Genomic DNA, 25,211 nt, shown 5'->3' with positions numbered 1-25,211 from the left:
GATTCACAGACCATGCTGCCCTTAAGGGTGGCCATATTCCTTAATTCGCTTATTGAGCGTGGAGAATTGAAATGCGACATCCTTTAGTGATGGGTAACTGGAAACTGAACGGCAGCCGCCACATGGTAAACGAACTGGTTGCTAACCTGCGTAAAGAGCTGGCTGGCGTGACCGGCTGCGCGGTTGCTATCGCTCCGCCGGATATGTACCTGGATCTGGCTAAACGTGCCGCTGACGGCAGCCACATCATTCTGGGCGCGCAGAACGTTGACGTTAACCTGTCTGGCGCGTTTACTGGTGAAACCTCCGCTGAAATGCTGAAAGACATCGGCGCGAAATACATCATCATCGGCCACTCTGAGCGTCGCACCTACCACAAAGAATCTGACGAGTTCATCGCGAAGAAATTCGCTGTGCTGAAAGAGCAGGGTCTGATCCCGGTTCTGTGCATCGGTGAAACCGAAGCAGAAAACGAAGCGGGTAAAACCGAAGAAGTGTGCGCACGTCAGATCGACGCTGTGCTGAAAACCCAGGGCGCGGCAGCGTTCGAAGGCGCGGTTATCGCTTACGAGCCAGTCTGGGCGATCGGTACCGGCAAATCTGCAACTCCAGCGCAGGCACAGGCGGTGCACAAGTTCATTCGTGACCACATTGCAAAAGCAGACGCGAAAGTGGCGGAGCAGGTCATCATCCAGTACGGCGGTTCCGTTAACGCATCAAACGCAGCTGAGCTGTTCACCCAGCCAGACATCGATGGCGCGCTGGTTGGCGGCGCATCCCTGAAAGCAGACGCTTTCGCGGTGATCGTTAAAGCGGCAGAAGCGGCTAAGCAGGCGTAATTGCCTTTGGGGCGGGTGGCGCTTCGCTAACCCGCCCTACAAAACCACTACAAACGTCCTAATACGCTAAACCACAAATAATCCAGCGGCAGCAGCACCAGATACGTCGCAATCGCCAGCGCCAGGCAGAGCAGCATCCCCGCCTTCGCAGGCACTTTCCCTAAGCCCATCGCCACCACAATCGGCGACGCCTGATACGGCAGCAACGGCGTGGAATACCCCAGCACCTGAATCATGATCACCGACAGCAGCGGGAAGCCGGTCGCGTCCGAGAAGCTCTGCGCCAGCGTGGTGTACAGCGCCGGAACGCCATTGGCGGTCATAATGAAGTTGAGCGCCGTGGTGATCCCCGTCAGCGCCAGGAAGCTGGTAAACGGGCGATCTGCATCCAGCGGCATGATATGGAGCAACGCCTCGCCTACGGCCGCACCGATACCGGTCTGCGTCACCGTAATGGCCAGCCCGAGTATACCCGCGACGTAAATACAGGTACGCATATTCACCCCCGCCGAGAACTCCTCCCCGGTGATAAAACCTATACGCGGCAGCATAACGACGACTGAGGCCGCCAGCCCTGTCCACGCTGGGCCCACGCCGTGCCAGCTCTCCGTCACCCACATCGTCAACACCACCGCCAGCAGCCAGGCGAGCCGTTTTTCGTCACGCCCCATCGGTTCCGATGGCGCGAGATCCTTCGCCGGTTTCGGGTTGCCGGGGAACAGCCAGCAGATCAGGCCAATCAGAATCAGGCCTTTGAGAATACCCAGCACCGGGGTGTGCAGCAGCAGATACGGAACATAGTTCAGGTGGATGCCGTATGAGCCTTCCGCCGCGCCGCTCATCACCAGGTTGGGCACGTTGGCGGGCAAAATAGTGGCCGAGAGCTGGAAGGTGCCAAACCCGACCGCCAGCGCCAGGCCAAACCAGGCCCGCGAGCCATCAGGAATGCCGGCCCGCTTCGCCATCGCGGCGACAATCGGCATCAGCAGCGCAATACGTCCCATGTTCGACGGCATCACGAATGCCAGGGCATAGCTCAGTAGCACAACGCTTGCCACCATCAGCACCCAGGAGTCGGTAAGCTTTGCCGACAGCGCCCGGGCGGCCCTGTCCGCCAGGCCGGTTTTCCGAATCGCCACACCCAGCACAAAGCCGCTGAACACCAGCCAGAAGGCAGACGAGGCGAAGCCGCCGAAGATTACTTCCGGCGGGGCGATTCTGGCGGTCATCGCCGCCGTGAAAAACAACAGCGCGGTGATAAATTCGGGCAACAGCGACGTCGCCCACAGCACGATGGTGACGCCGACGATCAGCGAGGGAAGCAGCAGAGGATGCGTTAACCAGAGCGACATACCTGTCTCCTGTAGAATTTTTCAGCAAGTCTACGGCGACAGGCAGGGCGAGTAAACGCTATTTATGGTGGGGTCACTTCAGGATATCGCATTGATGATCCTGCAATTCCTCAGCTGACGCGCGGTTAAAGGTAAGCAAATTACGCTCTGTCGCCAGCAATACAAACGAGCCGTCTGACTGCTGCGCCATCGCCAGCGCGAAGCGTCCCATATGGTCGCGCGCTTCTGGCAGCTCTTCCGCCAGCATCATAAACGGGCTGCGCTGCACCAGTTCGTTCTCCGTCACCCGACGGGCAAGGTATTCATGCCCTTCCAGCCCGCCCGGAAGCGGTAACCACTGGGTGCTGATTTGCCCCTGCGACGCGTTCAGCTTCTCGCGCACGTCTGGGCGCAGACAGGAGATGTGGATATGAAAATGGTTTTGCGTGCGCCCGGTCGGGGAGTTGATGGTTAGCGAAACGGCGCTGTCAGGCACGTCGGCCCCTCGTTTCATGCTCATAAAATGACGAGACTGCCATGCCAGCCAGAAGAAATTCGGTGTCTGCGGCTCTGTCAGCAGCGGGCTTTCAGTGCCGTTGATACGGTACGTAGGCATCAGCAGGTATTGCAGCGGTCCGTTGCGGTCTTTGAACACCACGTAGCCCGCATCTGGCTTCACCTGCGCGCACGGTGCCGGGTTACGGTTATGCAGCTGGTTGGGCACACACTGGTCGAGAACGATATGACGCAACGCATTCGGATTACCCGCTTTCATCCAGTACACGCCGCCTGCGGCAAGGGCGATAACGATCAGAATCAGTAAGATAATTTTTTTCACAACGCGTTCCCTGTTTTCAATAGAGGCAAAAGAGTAACGCAAAATGATGACCAAATAAAAACCCGGCGGATTTCTCACACCGGGTTACCGTGTTGTTCTTTGTAAAACGCTTAGCGCTTGCTGATCTGGTCGAAGGTGCCGCCGTTAGAGAAGTGCTCTTTCTGCGCTTTGGTCCAGCCGCCAAAAACATCATCGATAGTAAACAGCTTCAGTTTCGGGAAGGCGTTTTCGTATTTCTTCGCGACGGCCTCATCGCGTGGGCGGTAGAAGTTTTTCGCCGCAATTTCCTGCCCTTCCGGTGAGTAGAGGTACTTCAGGTAGGCTTCCGCCACCGCTTTGGTGCCCTTCTTATCAACAACCTTATCGACGACGGAGACGGTCGGCTCAGCGAGGATGGATTCGCTCGGGGTGACGATCTCGAACTTGTCTTTACCCAGCTCGTTGGTCGCCAGCAGGGCTTCGTTTTCCCAGGCGATCAGCACGTCGCCGATGCCGCGCTCGACGAAGGTGTTGGTTGCGCCGCGCGCGCCGGAGTCCAGCACTTCGACGTTTTTAAACAGTGCTTTGACGAAGTCCTGTGCTTTGGCCTGATCGCCGTTGTTGTGGTGCAGCGCGTAGCCCCAGGCCGCCAGGTAGTTCCAGCGTGCGCCGCCGGAGCTTTTCGGGTTCGGGGTGATGACAGACACGCCCGGCTTAATCAGGTCGTTCCAGTCTTTAATCTGTTTCGGGTTGCCTTTGCGCACCAGGAAGACGATGGTCGAGGTGTATGGCGCAGAGTTGTCCGGCAGGCGCTTGATCCAGTTTTTGTCGATACGGCCACGCTCCGCGATCGCATCCACGTCATAAGCCAGCGCCAGGGTCACCACGTCGGCTTCGATACCGTTGATCACCGATGTCGCCTGCTTACCGGAACCGCCGTGAGACTGGCGAACCACCACGTTATCGCCGGTTTCCTGTTTCCAGTGCGCCGCGAAAGCTTTGTTGTACTGGTCGTACAGTTCACGAGTCGGATCGTACGACACATTCAGTAACTGAATGTCCTTTGCCAGAACGCTGGTTGATGCCAGCAATAATGTTAACCCCACGCCCCATTTATTCATCGCCCAGCTCTCTTGTGTAGTGTTTTGATGAATGCAGCGTGCCAGAAAGCTAATCGATGATTAAAGAATAAAAAAAGATTGGCTATAACGTGAAGGAATAAAAAAATGAATGAGCGGCCTGATGCCCTCACCCCAACCCTCTCCCACGGGAGAGGGAGCAACCATAAAAAACGGTAACCCAAGGGTTACCGTTTTGCATTTACCTTGCCGCCACCGGGCAACAGAGCCAATCAGTACAGTTTTTTCGCGCAGTCCAGCCAGTCACCTTTGAACGGACGCTTCATGTTTTCAATGGCGTCGATGATGTCATGGTGAACCAGTTTCTCGTTCTGGATACCGACGCAGCGGCCGCCGTGGCCCTGTAGCAGCAGCTCGATCGCGTACGCGCCCATGCGGGACGCCAGGATACGGTCGTACGGGCCTGGGGAACCGCCACGCTGAATGTGACCCAGAACGGTCGCGCGGGTTTCGCGTTTGGTTTCGGTTTCGATGTACTTCGCCAGCTCGTCAACGTCACAGATGTGCTCGGTGATGGCAACGATCGCATGTTTTTTGCCTTTCGCGATACCAGCTTTGATTTCAGCGACCAGATCTTCACGGCTGAATTCCACTTCCGGCACCACCACGAACTCACAGCCACCGGCAATTGCCGCCGCCAGAGTCAGGTCACCGCAGTAACGGCCCATCACTTCAACAATGGAAATACGCTGGTGAGAGGAAGAGGTGTCACGCAGGCGGTCAATCGCTTCCACAACGGTACCCAGCGCGGTGAAGTAACCGATGGTGTAGTCGGTGCCTTTAATGTCGTTGTCGATGGTGCCAGGCAGGCCGATGCACGGGAAGCCCATTTCAGTCAGACGTTTTGCACCCATGTAGGAGCCGTCGCCGCCGATAACCACCAGCGCATCCAGACCCCGTTTTTTCATGTTTTCGATAGCCACTTCACGGATGTGTTCGTCACGGAATTCCGGGAAGCGTGCAGAACCGAGGAAAGTACCGCCACGGTTGATCATGTCAGACACGCTGTAGCGGTCGAGCTGAACCATGCGGTCTTCATACAGACCCAGGTAACCGTCATAGATACCAAAAACTTCCAGACCTTCCGTCAGCGCTGCACGGACAACCCCACGGATTGCCGCGTTCATGCCCGGCGCATCACCGCCGCTTGTCAACACACCGATTTTCTTAATCATGACTACCTCTGAACTTAGGAATGCAAAATTGAAATCTGCTGCCGGAAGAAACTGTTCAACCGTCGAATACTGCAAATAGTATATCAATCCCTTCCAGCTGAATTGATTCAGGTCAGGCCATATGGTGGTAATTTATCCACAAAATGCTGCTCTGGCTCACTTTTTTACAACGAATTACGAAAGCTCAAAACGCCCTGGGTACGACAGAGCATGGGTCCTGGTGAATAATGACGTCTGACCCAGGGAAACGCTGCAAAATCGCCTGCTCCACCTGTTCAGCGACCATATGCGCCTGAACCAGTGGCAGGTTGTCTTCCATTTCCAAATGAATCTGAATAAAGCGGGTCGGCCCTGACTGCCGCGTACGAAGATCGTGAGCACCACTGACGCCGGGCCAGTTGGTCACGATGGCATAAATTTCATCACGTTCTGCATCCGGAAGCGCACGGTCAAGAAGCGACTGTACCGCGTCATACCCCATCCGCAAGGCGCTGTATAAAATATAGATCCCTATCCCTAACGCAAACAACGCATCGGCCCGATGCCAGCCATACCAGGCCAGACCAAGCGCAATAAGAATAGCCCCATTCATCATAACATCAGACTGATAATGAAGCATATCGGCCCGTACAGCCTGGCTTTGTGTTTTGCGTACAACCCAGCGCTGGAACGTTACAAGAACAAGTGTGCTTATAAGTGCAACTACCGTTACGACCACGCCAACGCCCGGATCGTTCATCGGTGACGGCGAAACAAGATGCTGAATGCCTGTCAAAAACAGGAAAAGCGCAGAGCCCGAAATAAACATGCTTTGTGCCAGCGCGGCCAGCGATTCCGCTTTGCCGTGGCCAAACGTATGCTCTTCATCCGCCGGTTGCAGCGAGTAGCGCACCACCAGCAGGTTGGTCAGCGAGGCGGCAATATCCACCAGTGAGTCCACCAGCGCCGCCAGAATACTGACCGATCCGGTGTACCACCACGCGAAAATTTTAATGATCAGTAAACACGACGCCATCACCGTCGCGGCTATTGCGGCCCGGCTTACCAGCCGTCCATAGGATTGATTCATAAACACTCCTGTCATGCCATGGCGCTAGTATAACGGATGGTGGTGGAGTGAAAGGATGAATAAAGCGTTAACAAACCGGAACGATGGGCAAAAAAAACCCCCACATCATGTGGGGGAAGACAGGGATGGTGTCTATGGCAAGGAAAACAGGGTTTACTGGTTACTACGGGTACTGCTATTGCTACTGAAAAGCGTCATATCTGAGCTTCGCTGCATCCGTGCAACCTCACGCAACTGGTTCATACGTTGCTGATGTTTGGTATTCAAAACCGCTTGCTGCTCGGGCGTTAGCAGGTGGAACATCTGGTTGCGAACCTTCGCCATCTCTACCTGGCGGGCAACCTGTTCCTGCGCCATTTTTTCGGCCTGAGCGCGTACAGCGCTTTCGTCAAAATTTTCTGCGGTGACAAGGCGATGCATTGTCTCCATTTCGCTAACATTAACAGGGGGCTGGTCGTGTCTTGCCCTCTGCATCAGATCTCGCATCTGTTGACGCTGATGTTCGGTTAAACTTATGCCGTCAAACATATGGCTTTGGCTGCTGTGCTGCGTTGCGCCCTCTGCTGAGGAACCGTTATCACTGATGATAGCTACAGCAGCCTGGCTAAACGCACTGAAGGCCAGCGTTGAGGCCATGACGGCAGCGGTAACTTTGCGCATCACTTGCTCCCAAAATCTTTCGTGTCGCGATTCAACGAGAGACAGTCTACGATTCAGGCTGCAAACATGCGTCAGGGGGTGTAAAACAACGTAAAGTCATGGATTAGATAGCCTTGATGTCGTAATTTCTGCCTCGGAGGTATTTAAACAATGAATAAAATCCTGTTAGTTGATGATGACCGAGAGCTCACATCTCTTTTAAAGGAGTTGCTCGACATGGAAGGTTTCAACGTCCTGGTTGCCCATGATGGCGAGCAGGCGCTGAGTCTCCTTGACGACAGCATCGATTTACTTTTGCTCGACGTCATGATGCCGAAGAAAAACGGTATTGATACGTTGAAAGAGCTTCGCCAGACACACCAGACCCCCGTCATTATGCTGACCGCACGCGGCAGCGAGCTTGACCGCGTACTCGGCCTTGAGCTGGGTGCGGATGACTATTTACCTAAGCCGTTCAACGACCGTGAACTGGTGGCCCGTATTCGCGCGATCCTGCGCCGCTCTCACTGGAGCGAGCAGCAGCAGAATACCGACAACAGCTCACCTACGCTGGAAGTGGACTCCCTGAGCCTGAACCCGGGCCGACAGGAAGCGAGCTTCGACGGTGAAACGCTGGAGCTAACCGGCACCGAGTTCACCCTGCTGTATCTGCTGGCGCAGCATCTCGGCCAGGTGGTGTCGCGTGAACACTTAAGCCAGGAAGTGCTGGGCAAACGCCTCACCCCGTTTGACCGCGCCATCGACATGCATATCTCGAACCTGCGCCGTAAGCTGCCGGAGCGTAAAGACGGTCATCCCTGGTTCAAAACCCTGCGTGGTCGTGGTTATCTGATGGTTTCCGCTTCATGATAGGCAGCTTAACCGCCCGCATCTTCGCCATCTTCTGGCTGACGCTGGCACTGGTTTTAATGCTCGTTTTGATGTTGCCAAAACTCGACTCACGCCAGATGACGGAGCTACTAGACAGCGAGCAACGTCAGGGCGTGATGATCGAGCAGCACGTGGAAGCGGAGCTGGCAAACGATCCGCCGAACGATTTAATGTGGTGGCGCAGGTTGTTTCGCGCTATCGACAAGTGGGCGCCCCCCGGACAACGTCTTTTACTGGTCACCAGTGAAGGCCGCGTGATTGGGGCCGATCGCAATGAAATGCAGATTATCCGCAACTTTATTGGCCAGGCGGATAACGCCGATCACCCACAGAAAAAGAAATATGGTCGGGTAGAGATGGTTGGTCCTTTCTCGGTTCGGGACGGGGAAGACAATTATCAGCTCTACCTGATTCGCCCTGCGAGCAGTTCCCAGTCCGACTTCATCAACCTGCTGTTTGACCGTCCGCTTTTGCTGTTGATTGTCACGATGCTGGTCAGTTCCCCGCTGCTGTTATGGCTGGCGTGGAGCCTGGCGAAACCGGCGCGTAAGCTGAAAAATGCGGCGGACGAAGTGGCGCAGGGCAACCTGAGGCAGCATCCGGAGCTGGAATCCGGGCCGCAGGAGTTCCTGGCCGCCGGGACCAGTTTTAACCAGATGGTGAGCGCGCTCGATCGCATGATGACGGCCCAGCAGCGCCTGCTGTCGGATATCTCGCACGAACTGCGTACCCCGCTCACGCGCTTACAGCTGGGTACCGCCCTGCTGCGTCGCCGCAGCGGAGAAAGCAAAGAGCTGGAGCGCATCGAAACCGAAGCGCATCGTCTGGACAGCATGATCAACGATCTGCTGGTCATGTCGCGCAATCAGCAGAAAAACGCGCTGGTGAGCGAAACGGTGAAAGCCAATCATCTGTGGCATGAGGTGCTGGACAACGCGGCGTTTGAAGCGGAGCAGATGGGCAAATCCTTCACCGTTAACTTCCCGCCGGGGCCATGGCCGCTGTACGGTAACCCCAACGCGCTGGAAAGCGCGCTGGAAAATATCGTGCGTAACGCCCTGCGCTACTCGCACACGAAGATTGAGGTGGCGTTCTCGGTGGATAAAGACGGGATCACCGTCATCGTCGACGACGACGGTCCTGGCGTCAGCCCGGAAGACCGCGAGCAGATATTCCGTCCGTTCTACCGCACCGACGAGGCGCGCGACCGGGAATCGGGCGGTACGGGACTGGGGCTGGCGATTGTGGAAACCGCCATGCAACAGCACCGTGGCTGGGTGAAAGCCGATGACAGCCCGCTGGGCGGGCTCAGGTTAACGCTGTGGCTGCCGCTGTATAAGCGTTCGTAACCGTATGTGCCGGGTGGCGGCTTCGCCTTACCCGGCCTACTTTCTGCGGGAACTATTTCCCCCATAATCTCCGCGAACTGCTCTCGATCTTGCCGCTTATCCGCCGCTTCTGCATCGTTCTGGTCCAGCTGGTGGATAATCCCGCCGCTGACAGCAGACGGTGATACTGATCGTCATCAAACGGCATATGCCAGGCAATTGCGCAGGCCTCGTACACCGACACCTCACTCAAACGCGAAGCCAGCTCAAGCGGCGCATCCGCCGAAACCTGTCCCGCCTGCACAACGCGATACAGCCAGCCGGTTTTACCCGCGTTTTGCAACTGGGCCGACATATCCTGAATGCCGAAATGGTAATTAAGCTTAAAGCACGGTGAGCGCGGCTGGGTGACCTGAATCAAAGCATCGCCCCAGCGGTAAATATCGCCGATAAAGACGTTCTTCTCCGTCAGCCCCTCCGTTGAGAGATTTTCGCCAAACGCGGGGGCGACGAAGAGGTCAGCCTGTTCAGGAAATTCGGTTTTCCAGTGCTGATAGTGCTCGCGCGGATAATGGCACAGCGCGCGATCGGGCCCGCCGTGGATTTTCTTTTCAGCCTGCTGGTCACCCGCAAGCCCGAGATCGGTCAACGTCAGCTCACCGTCGACCTGCACTTTGGCGATGGCACTCGGGCGGCTGCCTTCGTACTCCCTTACCTTGCCTGTAAACACATTCACCGGGTAATGCATCTCCACTCCTTCAGATACAAAAAAAGCGAGTCATCAGACTCGCTTCTCACAGGCGTCAATGCAACCTTATTTTTTAGCGGCGAAACGCGCTGCTGCTTCGTCCCAGTTCACCACGTCCCAGAAGGCTTTGATGTAGTCAGGGCGACGGTTCTGGAACTTCAGGTAGTAAGCGTGTTCCCACACGTCCAGACCCAGAATTGGGAAGCCGGATGCGCCAGAGATAGCTTCACCCATCAGCGGGGAGTCCTGGTTAGCGGTAGAAACGACCGCCAGTTTGTCACCTTTCAGGACCAGCCACGCCCAGCCAGAGCCGAAACGGGTTGCAGCGGCTTTTTCGAATTCCGCTTTGAAGTTGTCAACGGAACCGAAGTCACGCTCGATAGCCGCTTTCAGGTCGCCCTGAAGGGTGGTGCCGGTTTTCAGGCCTTTCCAGAACAGGCTGTGGTTAGCGTGACCGCCCGCGTTGTTGCGCAGCACGGTTTTCTTGTCTGCCGGCAGCTGGTCCAGTTTGGTGATCAGCTCTTCAACAGGCAGATTAGCGAACTCTGGCAGGCTTTCCAGCGCAGCATTCGCGTTGTTCACGTAGGTCTGGTGGTGTTTAGTGTGATGGATTTCCATCGTCTGCTTGTCGAAATGCGGTTCCAGTGCGTCGTAGGCATACGGCAGGGATGGCAGTGTATAACTCATAATCCTCTCCATTATTGTCGGGCGGCACAGCTGTTAATGCCGCGTAAGCAGTTGGTTCATTATAGTTAATTAAATGATATTGAAAATGATTATCAATGCCGTAGTTTTTATAAGGTTATTCGGTTTTTGATAAATGACAAAATTGTGAGTCTGCTCACGTGTTTAACGTGCTGATTGCCATCCTGAACAAAAGTGCGGCAACCTTCTGAAGGTTCCCAAACCGCCTCATTTTTACACTCATCAAGTCGGCGGGAAGCCTCCGGCTATAAAAACGATGAGGATGTAAAAATGAATCATGCGATTACGATGGGTATCTTCTGGCATTTGATAGGCGCGGCCAGTGCAGCCTGTTTCTATGCCCCGTTTAAAAAGGTGAAAGGCTGGTCATGGGAAACCATGTGGTCCGTTGGCGGTACCGTGTCCTGGCTGATTTTGCCCTGGACAATCAGCGCCATGCTGCTGCCCGATTTCTGGGGCTACTTCTCCTCCTTCAACGCCTCCACCCTGCTGCCGGTATTCCTGTTCGGCGCGATGTGGGGCATCGGTAATATCAACTACGGCCTCACCATGCGCTACCTCGGCATGTCGATGGGGATTGGCATCGCGATTGGCATAACGTTGATTGTTGGCACCCTGATGACGCCAATCCTCAACGGCAACTTCGATGTGCTGATCAACACCCAGGGAGGGCGAATGACCCTGCTGGGCGTGCTGGTGGCGGTGATCGGCGTGGGCATCGTCACCCGCGCGGGCCAGCTGAAAGAACGCAAGATGGGCATCAAAGCCGAAGAGTTCAACCTGAAGAAAGGGCTGCTGCTGGCGGTGATGTGCGGCGTCTTCTCGGCGGGCATGTCGTTCGCCATGAATGCCGCCAAACCGATGCACGACGCCGCTGCGGCGCTGGGCGTCGATCCGCTGTACGTTGCCCTGCCAAGCTACGTGGTGATCATGGGCGGCGGCGCGCTGGTAAACCTCGGCTTCTGCTTTATTCGTCTGGCAAAAGTGAACAACCTGTCGGTAAAAGCCGACTTCTCGCTGGCAAAACCGCTGATCGTCACTAACGTCCTGCTCTCCGCCCTTGGCGGCCTGATGTGGTATCTGCAATTCTTCTTCTACGCCTGGGGTCACGCCAGTATTCCGGCGCAGTATGACTACATGAGCTGGATGCTGCACATGAGCTTCTACGTGCTGTGCGGCGGGCTGGTTGGGCTGGTGCTGAAAGAGTGGAACAACGCCGGGCGTCGTCCGGTTGGCGTGCTGAGCCTGGGCTGCGTGGTGATTATCATTGCGGCCAATATCGTCGGCCTCGGCATGGCGAACTGATTACGCTGCCTTTCGACTGCGATGACGCCACTGAACCGGCGTCATCCCCACCTCACGGTTAAACACCACCGAGAAGTAGTTACTGTCCTCAAAGCCGCAGCGCATCGCCACTTCACTCACCATCAGCTCCGTATGCTGTAACAGGTACTGGGCGTGGCAGATGCGCAGCTGGCGCAGATAGTGGTTTACCGTCATCCCCGTCTGGGTGCGGAACTGCTGGCGCAGCGCGCGCTCGCTGCACTGCTCCTGCTCGCAGAATTTTTCCAGCACGAAACTCTTGTTCAGACTGCCCGCAAGCCGGGTGATGAGCTTATCCAGCAACGCTTCCTGCATGGTGGCAGAGGGATTATCCGTAGCGTAACGATGGCGCTTCAGGGTCATCACCAGCTGGGCGAAAAGCAGCTCCGACATCTGGTTTGCCACCGGATCGCTCTTCTGGCTCTCCTGCTCCAGCTGGGAAATCGTCTGGCGCACCTGAGCCATGCCGTTGCTGCTTAAGCGCCAGTGCGGTTCGCCTCTGGCATCATGAAAACCGGGGATATTGCCCGCCCAGTCGACATTCAGTTTAAGTCTGTCGGGGCAATAGATGACGTTCTGCAACACCAGATCGTTAACCGAGGCGTAGGAGTGTTTGTCTTCAGCGCGGATGTAGAACAGGTCTCCGCGCGTGATGCGGTAGGGACGGTCGTTGAGGACGTGCAGGCCATTGCCCCGCCACACCAGCACCAGCTCGCAAAACTCGTGGGTGTGCTCGGCGAAGACGTTTTGCGGGTAGCGGTCGGCCACCGCGACGGCCTGACTCGCGGAGGCAAAAAAATCATCTTTGCGAAGAATGAGCTGAGCAGCCACACCACAACCTCTACGGCGAATAACCGGACATTATTAGCCTTTTTGCAGCAAAAAAACGGTGACTGCCCTCGCGTTACTGAAGCAACGCGTCTTTCCCCTGACGAATATCGCGCGGCGACCAGCTAAACTCCCGGCGAAACAGCGTCGAAAAGTGGTTACTGTCGCCGAAACCGCAGCGATAGGCGATATCGGTGACGCTTTCGTCGGTATGACGTAAAAGGTGACGCGCTTTGATCAGGCGCAGACGGTTAAGGTAACGCTGCGGCGTCAGGCCGGTATGCTGCTTGAGCTGACGATGCAGCGTGCGCAGCGAGAGCGAAAAGTCATCCGCCAGCGTTTCCCAGCAGACATCTTCGGCGAAATGATCTTCCAGCCATGCCATCAGCTGATTCAGGCGCGCGTCGTTATTTTCCAGCCCTTCCACCAGGCTGCTGCGCCGCAGCAGCACCAGCAGCTGCATAAACAGCAGCTCGCGGGTAGCAATGGCGTGCGTCTCCTGTCCATCCTCGCTCTGCTCCATCTGGCTCACCAGCTGACGCACCTGCTGCAACGTGGACTGATTCACCCGCCAGTGCGACGGATAATGGCCGTCCTTCTCCTGCGGCAACAGCTGATTCAGCCCGGAAAGAAACTGGAACGCATCCGGAGAACGATAGAGCACATTGGTCAGGCACAGGTTGTCGGTATGTTCATACAGGTGCCTGTCGTGATCGCGCACGAAGCACACCGTACCGCCGCTGATGGTATACGGCTGACCGTTAAACACGTGGATGCCCGTTCCGTGCTCAACAATCACAATTTCATGAAAATCATGATGATGCTCCGGGAACGCAGCCTGAGGCAGCCGTGGCTCAATCGCGACCGGCGAAGCCCCCGTAGGAAAAAAATCGACGCTGTGCAGTACGGTCATAACGGCCCCCACCAATGAGAAAAGTTCTCAAAATAGTAATTAAGGCCTTTCACGCTCACCTTAAATTTTTGACAGCAAACCGCGCAAAAGCTGTCGGTTTTTCAAGAAACAGGCGGAAAGATCGGGAAATGCGGTCAGCGTCACACTGCCTGCAAACCCCGCCATTACTGGAAACTGTGAACTCCCTCACGTTCATCTTTGCTTTCTTGCCAGCGCGAGATTTGGGCTGTCAGTGGCGAGAAGGTGGCTATTTCTTCCCTTTCTTACACTCCTCGCTAATGACTTAAGAAAGGACCCGACCATGACTTTTCGCCATTGTGTGGCTGTCGATTTAGGCGCATCCAGCGGCCGTGTAATGCTCGCCACCTGGGACTGCGACCTGCACACCCTTACGCTTCGCGAAATGCACCGTTTCGCCAATTGTCTGCAAAAACAGGACGGTTTTGTTACCTGGGATATCGACGCCCTGGAAGCAGAGCTCCGCACCGGACTTCACAACGTCTGCGAAGACGGTATTCGCATCGACAGTATCGGCATTGATACCTGGGGTGTGGATTACGTACTGCTGGACCGTCACGGCGAACGCGTCGGCCTGCCCGTCTCCTACCGCGACAGCCGCACCGATGGGCTAATGGCGCACGCCATCGCCCAGCTTGGCAAGGAGAACATCTATGGTCGCAGCGGCATTCAGTTTCTGCCGTTTAACACGCTGTATCAGCTGCGCGCGCTGGTTGAGCAACAGCCAGAGCTGGTCGAAAAGGTGGCGCATGCGCTGCTGATCCCGGACTACTTAAGCTACCGTCTGACCGGCAACATGAACTGGGAATACACCAACGCCACCACCACGCAGCTGGTCAACATCAACACCGATAACTGGGATGAACATCTGCTGGCCTGGACGGGCGCCTCGCCGTCCTGGTTTGGCGCGCCAACCCATCCGGGCAATGTGATCGGCCACTGGCTTTGCCCGCAGGGGAATAAAATCCCCGTTGTCGCCGTCGCCAGCCACGACACCGCGAGCGCGGTCATTGCCTCGCCGCTCGCCGGCAAAGATGCGGCCTACCTCTCATCCGGCACCTGGTCGCTGATGGGCTTTGAGAGCAAAACGCCCTACACCAGCGATGCCGCGCTGGCCGCGAACATCACCAACGAAGGCGGTGCCGAAGGGCGCTACCGGGTGCTGAAGAACATCATGGGCCTGTGGCTGCTCCAGCGGGTGCTGAAAGAGCAGAACATCACCGACCTGCCCGAGCTTATCGCCGAAACCGAAACGCTGAAGGCCTGTACCTTCCTGATTAACCCGAACGATGACCGCTTTATCAACCCGGCGCACATGAGCGCCGAAATCCAGGCCGCCTGTTTTGAAGCGGGGCAGCCGGTACCTTCCCGCCCCGCCGAGCTGGCACGCTGCATTTTTGACAGTCTCGCCCTGCTGTATGCCGACATCCTGAGCGAGCTGGCTGACCTTCGCGGCAAACCGTTCACACAACTGCATATCGTGGGCGGCGGCTGCCAGAACCAACTGCTGAACCAGCTCTGCGCGGATGCATGCGGCATTACCGTGGTGGCAGGTCCGATTGAAGCCTCCACGCTCGGCAATATCGGCATTCAGCTGATGACCCTGGACGAACTGTCCAACGTCGACGATTTCCGTTCGGTGGTGACGGCGAATAACAGCCTGACCACCTTCACCCCCCATCCCTGCCATGAAATTGCCCGCTACCGGGCGCAGTTTCAGCAAAAACGACTGACTAAGGAGCTTTGCGCATGACCACTCAACTTGAACAAGCCTGGGACCTGGCTAAACAGCGTTTCGCCGCCGTCGGCGTGGATGTCGAAGAGGCGCTGCGCCAGCTCGATCGTCTGCCCGTCTCCATGCACTGCTGGCAGGGTGATGATGTCGCCGGTTTCGAGAACCCGGGCGGTTCCCTGACGGGGGGTATTCAGGCCACGGGTAACTATCCTGGCAAAGCGCGCAACGCCACCGAACTGCGTGCGGATCTGGAGCTGGCGCTGAGCCTGATCCCCGGGCCAAAGCGCCTGAACCTGCACGCCATTTATCTCGAATCCGATGAGCCGGTCGCGCGTAACGAAATCAAACCGGAACACTTTACGAACTGGGTGGCGTGGGCGAAAGCCAACCGGCTGGGTCTGGATTTTAACCCGTCCTGCTTCTCGCACCCGCTGAGCGCGGACGGGTTTACCCTTGCGCATGCCAACGATGAAATCCGCCAGTTCTGGATCGACCATGTCAAAGCCAGCCGCCGCGTCTCGGCTTATTTTGGCGAGCAGCTTGGCACGCCATCGGTAATGAATATCTGGATCCCGGACGGCATGAAGGACATCACCGTAGACCGACTGGCCCCGCGTCAGCGCCTGCTGGCCGCGCTGGATGAAGCCATCAGCGAGAAGCTGGACCCGGCGCACCACATCGACGCCGTCGAGAGCAAGCTGTTCGGCATTGGCGCAGAGAGCTACACCGTGGGCTCAAACGAGTTCTACATGGGTTATGCCACCAGCCGCCAGACCGCGCTGTGCCTGGATGCTGGCCACTTCCACCCAACGGAAGTCATCTCCGACAAGATCTCCGCCGCCATGCTCTACGTGCCGCGCCTGCTGCTGCACGTCAGCCGCCCGGTGCGCTGGGACAGCGACCACGTGGTGCTGCTGGATGACGAAACCCAGGCCATTGCCAGCGAAATCATCCGCCACAACCTCTTTGACCGCGTACATATCGGCCTCGACTTCTTCGACGCCTCCATCAACCGCATCGCGGCGTGGGTTATCGGCACCCGTAACATGAAGAAAGCCCTGCTGCGCGCGCTGCTGGAGCCTGTCGCCGCCCTGAAACAGCTGGAAGAAAACGGCGACTACACCGCGCGCCTGGCGCTGCTGGAAGAGCAGAAATCCCTGCCGTGGCAGGCGGTGTGGGAGATGTACTGCCAGCGTCACGATGCACCTGCGGGTAGCCAGTGGCTGGATAACGTGCGGGCGTATGAGAAAGAGGTTCTTGCCGCTCGTCAGTAAAAAACATCGCCCGGCGGCGCGTTGCTTGCCGGGCCTACAGATAAGACCAGGCCGGGTAAGCGTAACGCCACCCGGCATTTTCAAAGGAACTACAGTATGCAGACCATCACCACTTCCTGGTTCGTCCAGGGCATGATCAAAGCCACCTCTGACGCCTGGCTCAAGGGCTGGGATGAGCGCAACGGCGGCAACCTGACGCTACGCCTGGACGACGCGGATATCGAGCCATTTGCCTCCGATTTCCACCAGAAGCCGCGCTATATCGCCCTGAGCCAGCCGATGCCGCTGCTCGCCAACACGCCGTTTATCGTCACCGGTTCCGGGAAGTTTTTCCGCAACGTACAGCTGGACCCGGAAGCCAACCTCGGCGTGGTGAAGGTGGACAGCGACGGCGCGGGTTACCACATTCTCTGGGGACTGACGGACGACGCGGTACCCACATCCGAACTGCCGGCGCACTTCCTCTCCCACTGCGAGCGCATCAAGGCGACCAATGGCAAGGACCGCGTAATCATGCACTGCCACGCCACCAACCTGATCGCCCTGACCTACGTGCTGGAAAATAATTCTGATTTCTTCACCCGCAAACTCTGGGAAGGCAGCACCGAGTGTCTGGTGGTGTTCCCGGACGGCGTCGGCATTCTGCCGTGGATGGTGCCGGGTACCGACGAAATCGGCCAGGCGACCGCGACGGACATGCAGAAGCACTCACTGGTGCTGTGGCCGTTCCACGGCGTCTTCGGCAGCGGCCCGACACTGGATGAAACCTTCGGCCTGATCGACACCGCCGAGAAATCCGCGGAGGTGCTGGTGAAGGTCTATTCCATGGGCGGCATGAAGCAGACCATCACCCGGGAAGAGCTGATTGCCCTGGGCAAACGCTTTGGCGTCACCCCGATGCAGTCGGCGTTAGATCTGTACCAATAACAACATCGCGCCCCGCTCACCGAGACGGGGCGAAAACCACCTGCAATCCCTACAACTAACTCAAGTCAGTGGAGTAAAAGCAATGAAAATAAAAGCAAGCTTGATCCTCACCGTTGCCGCTCTGGCGTTGTCCGGTTCCGCTTTAGCAGAAGTGAAAATCGCCCTGGTGGCGAAGTCCTTAGGGAATGGATTCTTCGAGGCAGCGAACGTCGGCGCGCAGGAGGCGGCCAAAGAGTTAGGCGATGTAAAAGTGATTTATACCGGCCCGACCACCACCACGGCGGAAGCGCAGATCGAGGTGCTGAACGGGCTGATCGCCCAGGGCGTGGATGCGATCGCAATTTCCGCGAACGATCCGGACGCCGTCGTGCCGGTGCTGAAAAAAGCGATGCAGCGCGGCATTAAGGTTGTGTCGTGGGATTCCGGGGTGGCGAAAGCCGGGCGTCAGATCCATCTCAACCCGTCCAATAACGCCCTGATTGGCGAAACCAACGTCAAGCTCGCCGCCGATGCCCTGAAAGCGCTGAACGTGGAGAAGGGCGAAGTAGCGGTGCTGAGCGCCACGCCAACCTCCACCAACCAGAACACCTGGATTGCGGAGATGAAAAAGGTGCTGCCGAAGTACCCGTCCGTCAATCTGGTGACCGTGGCCTACGGAGACGATCTCTCTGACAAAAGCTACCGCGAAGCGGTCGGCCTGCTGAAAACCTACCCGGAGCTGAAAGTCATCGTCTCGCCGTCGTCCGTGGGCATTGTGGCTGCCGCGCAGGCGGTGAAGGACCAGGGCAAGATTGGCAAAGTGTACGTCACCGGTTTAGGCCTGCCGTCTGAGATGGCGGGCGCGGTGAAATCCGGCGCGAGCAAGAGCTTTGCCATCTGGAACCCGATTGACCTGGGCTATGCCGCGACTTACTTAGCGGACGATCTGGTGAAAGGCACGGCCACGAAAGGTGAGGCCAGCATGGGCAAACTGGGCAAAGTGAAGCTGGATGCGGACGGCAACGGCGCGATGGCCGAGCCGTTCGTCTACGATGCCAGCAATATTGATAAGTTCTCGAAAATCTTTTGATCCTTTCCCCCCTCACCCTAGCCCTCTCCCAAAGGGAGAGGGTCGGGGTGAGGGTGAACCAAACGGAGAACTATCATGACCCCATTGCTACAGCTTTCTGGCATCACCAAGGTGTTCCCCGGCGTACGTGCTCTTGAGAACGTGCAGCTTGCGCTGTGGCCCGGCAAAGTGACGGCGCTTATCGGCGAAAACGGCGCGGGCAAGTCGACGCTGGTCAAAGTGATGACCGGCATATACCAGCCCGACGAGGGCGAAATTCTCTACAAGGCGATCCCCGTTCACCTTCCAACGCCGGAGTCGGCGCATAAAATGGGTATCACCGCCATACACCAGGAAACCGTCCTGTTTGATGAACTCTCGGTCACCGAAAATATCTTTGTTGGTCAGTACCTTCACAAAGGCTTCCTGAAAAAGCTCGACTGGCCGGAAATGCACCGCCGGGCGCAGGCTATTCTCGCCCGCCTTGAGGTGCAAATCGACCCGCGCGCAACGCTGAAAACCCTAAGCATCGCCCAGCGTCACATGGTGGCGATTGCCCGCGCGCTGTCGTTTGAGGCACAGGTGGTGATCCTCGACGAACCCACGGCGGCGTTGTCGCAGCATGAAATCCTCGAGTTTTACCAGATTGTGGAGCGCTTAAAGCAGGAGGGAAAAGCCATCCTGTTTATCTCCCACAAGTTCGACGAGATTTTTGAGCTGGCCGATCACTACACCATTTTGCGCGACGGCGTGTTCGTCGGTGCAGGGGCAATAAATGAGATCACCGAGGAGCGGATGGTGTCGATGATGGTCGGGCGCGCCATTACCCAAACCTTCCCGAAAATCGACTGCGAAAAAGGCGAGACGGTGCTGGAGGTGAAAAACCTCTGCCATCCGACCGAGTTTGCGCATATCTCGTTCTCCCTGCGTAAAGGGGAAATCCTCGGCTTTTACGGGCTGGTGGGTGCCGGGCGTACCGAATTGATGCAGGCGCTTTCCGGCGTCACTCGGCCATCGTCCGGGGAAATTATCCTCAACGGACAGCCCCGGCGCTTCCGCCAGCCTGCGGATGCGATCAAAGCCGGTATTGTCTGCGTGCCGGAAGAAAGGCAGAAACAGGGGGCGATTATCGCCCTGCCGATTGCCCAGAACATCAGCCTGCCTCAGCTTAGCACGCTCAATCCGAACGGCGTGCTGCATGACGACCGTGAATGGAAACTGGCGAACGAGTACGCCAAACGCCTGCAAGTGAAAGCCTTCAGCTGGAAGCAGGCGGTGGAGACCCTCTCTGGCGGCAACCAGCAAAAGGTGGTGATCGGCAAATGGCTGGCGACGCACCCTGACGTGATCATCCTCGATGAGCCAACAAAAGGCATCGATATCGGCTCAAAGGCAGCCGTGCATCAGTTTATGTCCGAGCTGGTCAGTCAGGGGCTGGCGGTGATTATGGTCTCGTCCGAACTACCGGAAGTGATGGGCATGGCGGATCGCATTATCGTCATGCACGAGGGGCTGATGGTGGCCGAATACCAGGCGGGAGACGCGACGGCGGAAACCATCGTCAGCGCCGCCAGCGGTGCAAAACAGGAGGCGGCATAAATGCTTAGCTCACTCTTAAAACACCGCGAAGCCCTGCTGGGCGCGGTGATTATCCTGATGATCGTCGCCATTGGCAGCCGCGTGCCATCGTTTATCGCGCCGGGCAACCTGGTGGAGATGTTTAACGACACCGCCATTCTGATCGTCCTCGCGCTCGGGCAGATGATGGTGCTGCTCACTAAAGGCATCGACCTGTCGATGGCGGCCAATCTGGCCCTGACCGGGATGATTGTCGCCCTGATTAACTTCCATTACCCGGACGTGCCCGTCTGGGCGCTGCTGATCCTCGCCAGCGCGCTTGGGCTGCTGATGGGCGCGATAAACGGCCTGCTGGTGTGGAAGCTGGGCATTCCGGCGATTGTGGTAACACTCGGCACCATGAGCATCTACCGCGGAATGATCTTTTTGCTCTCCGGCGGCGGCTGGGTGAACTCCAACCAGATGGGTGCAGACTTCCTCGGCCTGCCGCGTGCGTCAGTGCTGGGCCTGCCGGTGCTGAGCTGGTGCGCCATCGCCGTACTGCTGCTGGTGGGCTACTTCCTGCGCTACAGCCGCACCGGACGGGCGCTCTACACCGCAGGCGGGAACGCCACGGCAGCGTACTACACCGGGATCAACGCCGGGAAAATGCAGTTCATCAGCTTCTGCCTTTCCGGTCTGCTGGCCGGGTTCTGCGGCTACCTGTGGATATCGCGCTTTGCCGTTGCGTATGTTGACGTCGCTAACGGTTTTGAATTGCAGGTGGTGGCAGCCTGCGTGATTGGCGGGATCAGCACCATGGGCGGCACCGGCCGCGTGCTCGGCTGTCTGTTCGGGGCGCTGTTCCTTGGCGTCATCAACAACGCCCTGCCGGTGATCGGCGTCTCCCCGTTCTGGCAGATGGCGATTTCCGGCTCGGTCATTGTCATCGCTGTGCTGCTGAACGAGCGCGGCAACAAGCGCAAAGGCAGGCTGATCCTGCGCGACGCGGCGCTGGCACGTCAGAAACTGGCGGTGAAACCATGAGTAAAATGATGACATCTGAAGAGTTCAAACCCACTTCTGCGCCGGGCATCTTCCAGCGTCTGCTGTGCTGGGAGGGCTTCCTGCTGGCGGTGACGCTGGCGGTATTTGTGGTGAACGCGCTCGCCTCGCCCTACTTCCTCAATATCTGGAACCTCTCCGACGCGACGTTCAACTTCACGGAAAAAGCGATCATTGTGTTGCCGATGGCGATGCTGATTATCGCCCGGGAAATTGACCTGTCGGTGGCCTCCACCATCGCGCTCAGCTCGACGGTGATGGGCTTTTGCGCGGCGGCGGGCGTCGATACGCCACTGCTGGTGTGCGTGGGATTAGGCGTCGGGCTACTGTGCGGGTTGTTCAACGGCATTCTGGTGACGCGCTTTAACCTGTCGTCCATCGTCATCACCATCGGCACCATGAGCCTATACCGCGGGATCACCTACATCCTGCTCGGGGACCAGGCGCTGAACAGCTACCCGGAGAGCTTTGCCTGGTTCGGCCAGGGCTACGTCTGGGGCGCGTTGTCGTTTGAGTTCGCGCTGTTTATCGTCCTGGCCGCTCTGTTTGCCTTTGTGCTGCACCGTACCAACTTTGGCCGCCGCACCTACGCCATCGGCAACAACCCGACCGGCGCGTGGTACTCCGGCATCAACGTGAAGCGCCACAACCTGATCCTCTTCGCGCTGGTGGGGCTGATGTCCGGCCTGGCGTCGGTGCTGCTCACCTCGCGTCTGGGCAGCACCCGTCCGACCATCGCGATGGGCTGGGAGCTGGCGGTGGTGACGATGGCGGTGCTCGGCGGCGTCAATATTCTCGGTGGGTCCGGCAGCATGGTGGGCGTGATTATCGCCGCCTTCCTGATGGGGCTGGTGACCTTCGGCCTGAGCCTGCTCAACGTGCCCGGCATTGTGATGTCGGTGATTATCGGCGCGATGCTGATCGTGGTGATTTCGCTGCCGATTATTACCCGCCGGATTATGCAGCGAAGACGGATCTCATAGCCGGGTGGCACTGCGTTTACCCGGCCTGCTTAACCGTAGGCCCGCGCAAGCGCAGCGCCGCCGGGCATAAAATTCACAGTAATTAAGGAGAATTATCATGAGCTTTATGTTGGCACTCCCCAAAATCAGCCTGCACGGCGCGGGCGCGATCGGCGATATGGTCAATCTGGTGGCAAACAAACAGTGGGGAAAAGCGCTGATTGTCACCGACGGTCAGCTGGTGAAGCTGGGCCTGCTCGACAGCCTGTTTACCGCGCTCGACGCCCATCAGATGTCGTATCACCTGTTCGATGAGGTATTCCCGAATCCGACGGAAGCGCTGGTGCAAAAAGGCTATGCGGCATATCAGGATGCGGAGTGTGATTACCTGATTGCCTTTGGCGGCGGCAGCCCGATTGATACCGCCAAGGCAATCAAAATCCTCACCGCCAACCCCGGTCCGTCAACCGATTACTCTGGCGTCGGCAAGGTGAAAAACGCGGGCGTGCCGCTGGTGGCGATCAACACCACCGCAGGCACGGCAGCGGAGATGACCAGCAACGCGGTGATCATTGACGCCGCACGACAGGTGAAAGAGGTGATTATCGACCCGAACATCATCCCGGATATCGCCGTGGACGATGCCAGCGTGATGCTTGATATTCCGGCCTCCGTGACCGCCGCAACCGGCATGGATGCCTTGACTCACGCCATTGAAGCTTACGTGTCCGTCGGCGCGCACCCGCTGACCGATGCCAACGCGCTGGAGGCGATTCGCCTGATCAACCTCTGGCTGCCGAAAGCGGTCGACGACGGTCACAACCTGGAAGCGCGCGAGCAGATGGCTTTTGGTCAGTATCTGGCGGGCATGGCGTTTAACAGCGCCGGTCTGGGGCTGGTGCATGCCCTGGCGCACCAGCCGGGCGCGACGCACAACCTGCCGCACGGCGTGTGCAACGCCATTCTGCTGCCGATCATCGAAAACTTTAACCGCCCGAACGCGGTTGTCCGATTTGCCCGCGTGGCGCAGGCGATGGGCGTTGACACGCGCGGCATGAGCGATGAAGCGGCCAGCATGTCAGCCATTCAGGCGATTCGCGACCTGAGCGCCCGGGTCGGCATTCCGTCCGGATTTAGCCAGCTCGGCGTGACCAAAGCCGATATTGAAGGCTGGCTGGATAAAGCTCTCGCCGACCCGTGCGCGCCGTGTAACCCGCGCACCGCCAGCCGCGATGAGGTCCGCGAGCTGTACCTGGAGGCTTTATGATCCGCAAAGCGTTTGTGATGCAGGTAAACCCGGACGCGCACGAGGAGTACGCGCGTCGCCACAACCCGATCTGGCCCGAGCTGGAAGCGGTACTGAAAGCCCACGGTGCGCACCACTACGCCATTTACCTCGACAAAGCCCGCAACCTGCTGTTTGCAACCGTGGAGATTGAATCGGAGGAGCGCTGGAATGCGGTGGCAAACACCGATGTCTGCCAGCGCTGGTGGAAACATATGGCTGACGTTATGCCGTCTAACCCTGACAACAGCCCGGTGAGTGCGGCGCTGAACGAGGTGTTTTACCTGGACTGATGTGTTAACGCTGCTGCCCCAGCGGTAGCAGCAATCTCCCGCCTGCCACTCAGCGTAAACGCCGACACCACCGTGATCGCCAGCACGAAACAGCCCAGTATCAGATACGTCTCCTGGAAGCCGACCCGGTCATACATATTTCCGGCAAAGGCGGAGAGGAAGATCGCCGCCGACTGTTTGGCAAACTGGAAGCCAATCAGGTAGATGGTGGCCGACAGGCGCGTATCAAACACCCCGGTGATGTACTTGAATGCCCCCACCAGCAGGAACGGGACTTCCAGCGCGTGCAGCATCTTCAGGGCAATCACCTCCACGGCGGTGGTGGCAAACGACGATCCGATAATGCGCGTCGCCATGATCACCCCGGCAATCAGCAGCGTGTTTTTCGCACCGATGCGGTTAATGATCCACGGCGAGCAGAACATGATGATCGCGTTACAGATTTCCCCCGCTGTGGTGGCGAAACCAAAGGCGCGGGTCCCCTCCTGCGGCGTGGCGAAGAAGGTTTTGAAGAAGGTAGCAAACTGCTGGTCGAAGACGTCATATACGCAGGCCACGCCAATCACGTACAGGATGAACATCCACATTCTGCGCTGGCGGAACAGGTTGAACACGGTTTTAGCAGTGATCTGCCGCTGGTTCGCGCCCAGGGCGTTCATGACCTGCGCCGTCTGGTTGGGCTTCGGTTTCGCGACCACCAGCAGCAGCATCAGCAACAGCGCCGCCGCCGATCCCATCCAGAAAACATACGACGGATCGATGCCGAACAGGATGCCGCCCGTTGAGGCGCACAGCCCCCAGCCGAGACAGCCGAACATGCGCGCCTTGCCGTACTCAAAAAAGCTGTTGCGGCTCACGCGTTCAATGTAGGCCTCAATCGCCCCCGAACCCGCTGAGAAGACAAAGCCGATATACAACCCACCGCTCAGCGCCCCCAGCCAGATATTGGTTTTCAGCAGCGGGGCGAAGACGTACAGGAAGAACGGCGCGAACAGGAACAGCAGCACCGAAATGATCCAAAGCAAATGTTTTTTCAGCCCCAGCTTGTCCGAAATGACCCCCAGCACCGGCTGGAAGGCAATGGCCGACAGCGAGATGCAGGAGAAAACAATCCCCGTATGGGTTTTGTTCAGGCCGATGATGTCCGACAGCCAGATCGGCAGGAACGGAAAACAGGTGGCCATGATGAAGAAGTAGAGAAAGAAGAACAGCCCGAAGATCCAGAAGTTAGGGTTGTCTTTGTGGGTACAGGTTGTTGTGTTCATTATTTTTATCCTCAACGGAGGGCCGGTTGCCCGGCCC

24 protein-coding genes are annotated in these 25,211 nt (G+C 57.6%); 13 read left to right on the top strand and 11 right to left on the bottom strand.

The features are described from left to right. Positions 1-71 precede the first annotated feature (71 nt). Positions 72-839, top strand: a complete 768-nt coding sequence (gene tpiA / locus ACOTX4_RS21780) for a triose-phosphate isomerase (RefSeq protein ID WP_003862019.1) — start codon at positions 72-74, stop codon at positions 837-839. 47 nt (positions 840-886) lie between these two features. Here the strand turns inward: tpiA and ACOTX4_RS21775 are convergent, their stop codons facing one another. The 6 genes from ACOTX4_RS21775 to cpxP form a co-directional block, all read right to left on the bottom strand. Further along, entirely contained in the window at positions 887-2,191 is a 1,305-nt protein-coding gene (locus ACOTX4_RS21775) for an SLC13 family permease (protein WP_045331518.1), read from the bottom strand. A gap of 73 nt (positions 2,192-2,264) precedes the next feature. Next, on the bottom strand, positions 2,265-3,008 hold the full coding sequence (locus tag ACOTX4_RS21770; RefSeq protein WP_003862014.1) for a CDP-diacylglycerol diphosphatase: 744 nt from the start codon (positions 3,006-3,008) through the stop codon (positions 2,265-2,267). A gap of 110 nt (positions 3,009-3,118) precedes the next feature. Further along, positions 3,119-4,108, bottom strand: coding sequence for a sulfate ABC transporter substrate-binding protein (locus ACOTX4_RS21765; protein WP_003862012.1), 990 nt, complete (start codon positions 4,106-4,108; stop codon positions 3,119-3,121). Positions 4,109-4,338: 230 nt separating this feature from the next. Next, positions 4,339-5,301 carry a 6-phosphofructokinase gene (gene pfkA / locus ACOTX4_RS21760; RefSeq protein ID WP_003862009.1) on the bottom strand — a complete coding sequence of 321 codons (963 nt, stop codon included), beginning with the start codon at positions 5,299-5,301 and terminating at the stop codon, positions 4,339-4,341. A 184-nt stretch (positions 5,302-5,485) separates the two neighbouring features. Continuing rightward, on the bottom strand, positions 5,486-6,370 hold the full coding sequence (fieF, locus tag ACOTX4_RS21755; protein WP_022652064.1) for a CDF family cation-efflux transporter FieF: 885 nt from the start codon (positions 6,368-6,370) through the stop codon (positions 5,486-5,488). A gap of 153 nt (positions 6,371-6,523) precedes the next feature. Continuing rightward, the gene (gene cpxP, locus ACOTX4_RS21750) at positions 6,524-7,030 is read right to left on the bottom strand and encodes a cell-envelope stress modulator CpxP (RefSeq protein ID WP_003862006.1); all 507 of its coding nucleotides are present in this window, start codon (positions 7,028-7,030) and stop codon (positions 6,524-6,526) included. Between the two features lie 150 nt (positions 7,031-7,180). Between cpxP and cpxR the strand changes: the two genes are divergently transcribed. Further along, positions 7,181-7,879, top strand: a complete 699-nt coding sequence (gene cpxR, locus ACOTX4_RS21745) for an envelope stress response regulator transcription factor CpxR (RefSeq protein ID WP_003862004.1) — start codon at positions 7,181-7,183, stop codon at positions 7,877-7,879. Beyond that, complete coding sequence (gene cpxA, locus ACOTX4_RS21740; protein ID WP_003862003.1) at positions 7,876-9,249, top strand: envelope stress sensor histidine kinase CpxA; 1,374 nt, start codon at positions 7,876-7,878, stop codon at positions 9,247-9,249. Before cpxR ends, cpxA begins: the two co-directional genes overlap by 4 nt. Positions 9,250-9,301: 52 nt before the next feature. On the opposite strand, the gene yiiM is transcribed toward cpxA, so the two are convergent. Both yiiM and sodA read right to left on the bottom strand, forming a co-directional pair. Continuing rightward, on the bottom strand, positions 9,302-9,976 hold the full coding sequence (gene yiiM, locus ACOTX4_RS21735) for a 6-hydroxyaminopurine reductase (protein WP_003862001.1): 675 nt from the start codon (positions 9,974-9,976) through the stop codon (positions 9,302-9,304). Between the two features lie 66 nt (positions 9,977-10,042). Continuing rightward, a complete protein-coding gene (gene sodA / locus ACOTX4_RS21730) occupies positions 10,043-10,663 on the bottom strand; it encodes a superoxide dismutase [Mn] (RefSeq protein WP_003861999.1) in 621 nt (206 codons plus the stop codon). Positions 10,664-10,951: 288 nt separating this feature from the next. Between sodA and rhaT the strand changes: the two genes are divergently transcribed. Continuing rightward, complete coding sequence (rhaT, locus tag ACOTX4_RS21725; RefSeq protein WP_022652066.1) at positions 10,952-11,986, top strand: L-rhamnose/proton symporter RhaT; 1,035 nt, start codon at positions 10,952-10,954, stop codon at positions 11,984-11,986. Here the strand turns inward: rhaT and rhaR are convergent, their stop codons facing one another. Both rhaR and rhaS (ACOTX4_RS21715) read right to left on the bottom strand, forming a co-directional pair. Next, entirely contained in the window at positions 11,987-12,835 is an 849-nt protein-coding gene (rhaR, locus tag ACOTX4_RS21720) for an HTH-type transcriptional activator RhaR (RefSeq protein ID WP_003861996.1), read from the bottom strand. Positions 12,836-12,908: 73 nt separating this feature from the next. Continuing rightward, a complete protein-coding gene (rhaS, locus tag ACOTX4_RS21715) occupies positions 12,909-13,745 on the bottom strand; it encodes an HTH-type transcriptional activator RhaS (RefSeq protein ID WP_022652068.1) in 837 nt (278 codons plus the stop codon). Positions 13,746-14,046: 301 nt separating this feature from the next. Here rhaS (ACOTX4_RS21715) and rhaB point away from each other — a divergent pair, with 301 nt between their 5' ends. The 9 genes from rhaB to rhaM all read left to right on the top strand — a co-directional run bounded on the left by rhaB (position 14,047) and on the right by rhaM (position 23,909). Further along, complete coding sequence (rhaB, locus tag ACOTX4_RS21710) at positions 14,047-15,516, top strand: rhamnulokinase (RefSeq protein ID WP_045331515.1); 1,470 nt, start codon at positions 14,047-14,049, stop codon at positions 15,514-15,516. After that, a complete protein-coding gene (gene rhaA, locus ACOTX4_RS21705) occupies positions 15,513-16,772 on the top strand; it encodes an L-rhamnose isomerase (protein ID WP_003861990.1) in 1,260 nt (419 codons plus the stop codon). The genes rhaB and rhaA overlap by 4 nt, the downstream gene beginning before the upstream one ends. A gap of 96 nt (positions 16,773-16,868) precedes the next feature. Next, positions 16,869-17,699 carry a rhamnulose-1-phosphate aldolase gene (rhaD, locus tag ACOTX4_RS21700; protein WP_003861989.1) on the top strand — a complete coding sequence of 277 codons (831 nt, stop codon included), beginning with the start codon at positions 16,869-16,871 and terminating at the stop codon, positions 17,697-17,699. Positions 17,700-17,781: 82 nt separating this feature from the next. After that, positions 17,782-18,768, top strand: coding sequence for a rhamnose ABC transporter substrate-binding protein (gene rhaS / locus ACOTX4_RS21695; protein WP_003861987.1), 987 nt, complete (start codon positions 17,782-17,784; stop codon positions 18,766-18,768). A gap of 75 nt (positions 18,769-18,843) precedes the next feature. Then, positions 18,844-20,346 carry a sugar ABC transporter ATP-binding protein gene (locus ACOTX4_RS21690; protein WP_023315046.1) on the top strand — a complete coding sequence of 501 codons (1,503 nt, stop codon included), beginning with the start codon at positions 18,844-18,846 and terminating at the stop codon, positions 20,344-20,346. After that, entirely contained in the window at positions 20,347-21,351 is a 1,005-nt protein-coding gene (locus tag ACOTX4_RS21685; RefSeq protein ID WP_022652071.1) for an ABC transporter permease, read from the top strand. It begins immediately after the preceding gene. Then, entirely contained in the window at positions 21,348-22,352 is a 1,005-nt protein-coding gene (locus ACOTX4_RS21680) for an ABC transporter permease (protein WP_003861982.1), read from the top strand. Before ACOTX4_RS21685 ends, ACOTX4_RS21680 begins: the two co-directional genes overlap by 4 nt. A 97-nt stretch (positions 22,353-22,449) precedes the next feature. Further along, positions 22,450-23,598, top strand: a complete 1,149-nt coding sequence (gene fucO / locus ACOTX4_RS21675; protein WP_045331511.1) for a lactaldehyde reductase — start codon at positions 22,450-22,452, stop codon at positions 23,596-23,598. After that, positions 23,595-23,909 (top strand): L-rhamnose mutarotase, encoded by a 315-nt coding sequence (rhaM, locus tag ACOTX4_RS21670; RefSeq protein WP_022652074.1) that lies wholly within the window; start codon positions 23,595-23,597, stop codon positions 23,907-23,909. The genes fucO and rhaM overlap by 4 nt, the downstream gene beginning before the upstream one ends. Here the strand turns inward: rhaM and ACOTX4_RS21665 are convergent. After that, complete coding sequence (locus tag ACOTX4_RS21665; RefSeq protein WP_003861977.1) at positions 23,897-25,174, bottom strand: MFS transporter; 1,278 nt, start codon at positions 25,172-25,174, stop codon at positions 23,897-23,899. The two genes, rhaM and ACOTX4_RS21665, sit on opposite strands and share 13 nt — an antisense overlap. Positions 25,175-25,211 lie beyond the last annotated feature (37 nt).

This window comes from Enterobacter cloacae complex sp. IR5459 (assembly GCF_049238005.1).
Taxonomy (GTDB): domain Bacteria; phylum Pseudomonadota; class Gammaproteobacteria; order Enterobacterales; family Enterobacteriaceae; genus Enterobacter; species Enterobacter hormaechei_C.
This window is presented reverse-complemented; position numbering and strand designations above follow the sequence as displayed.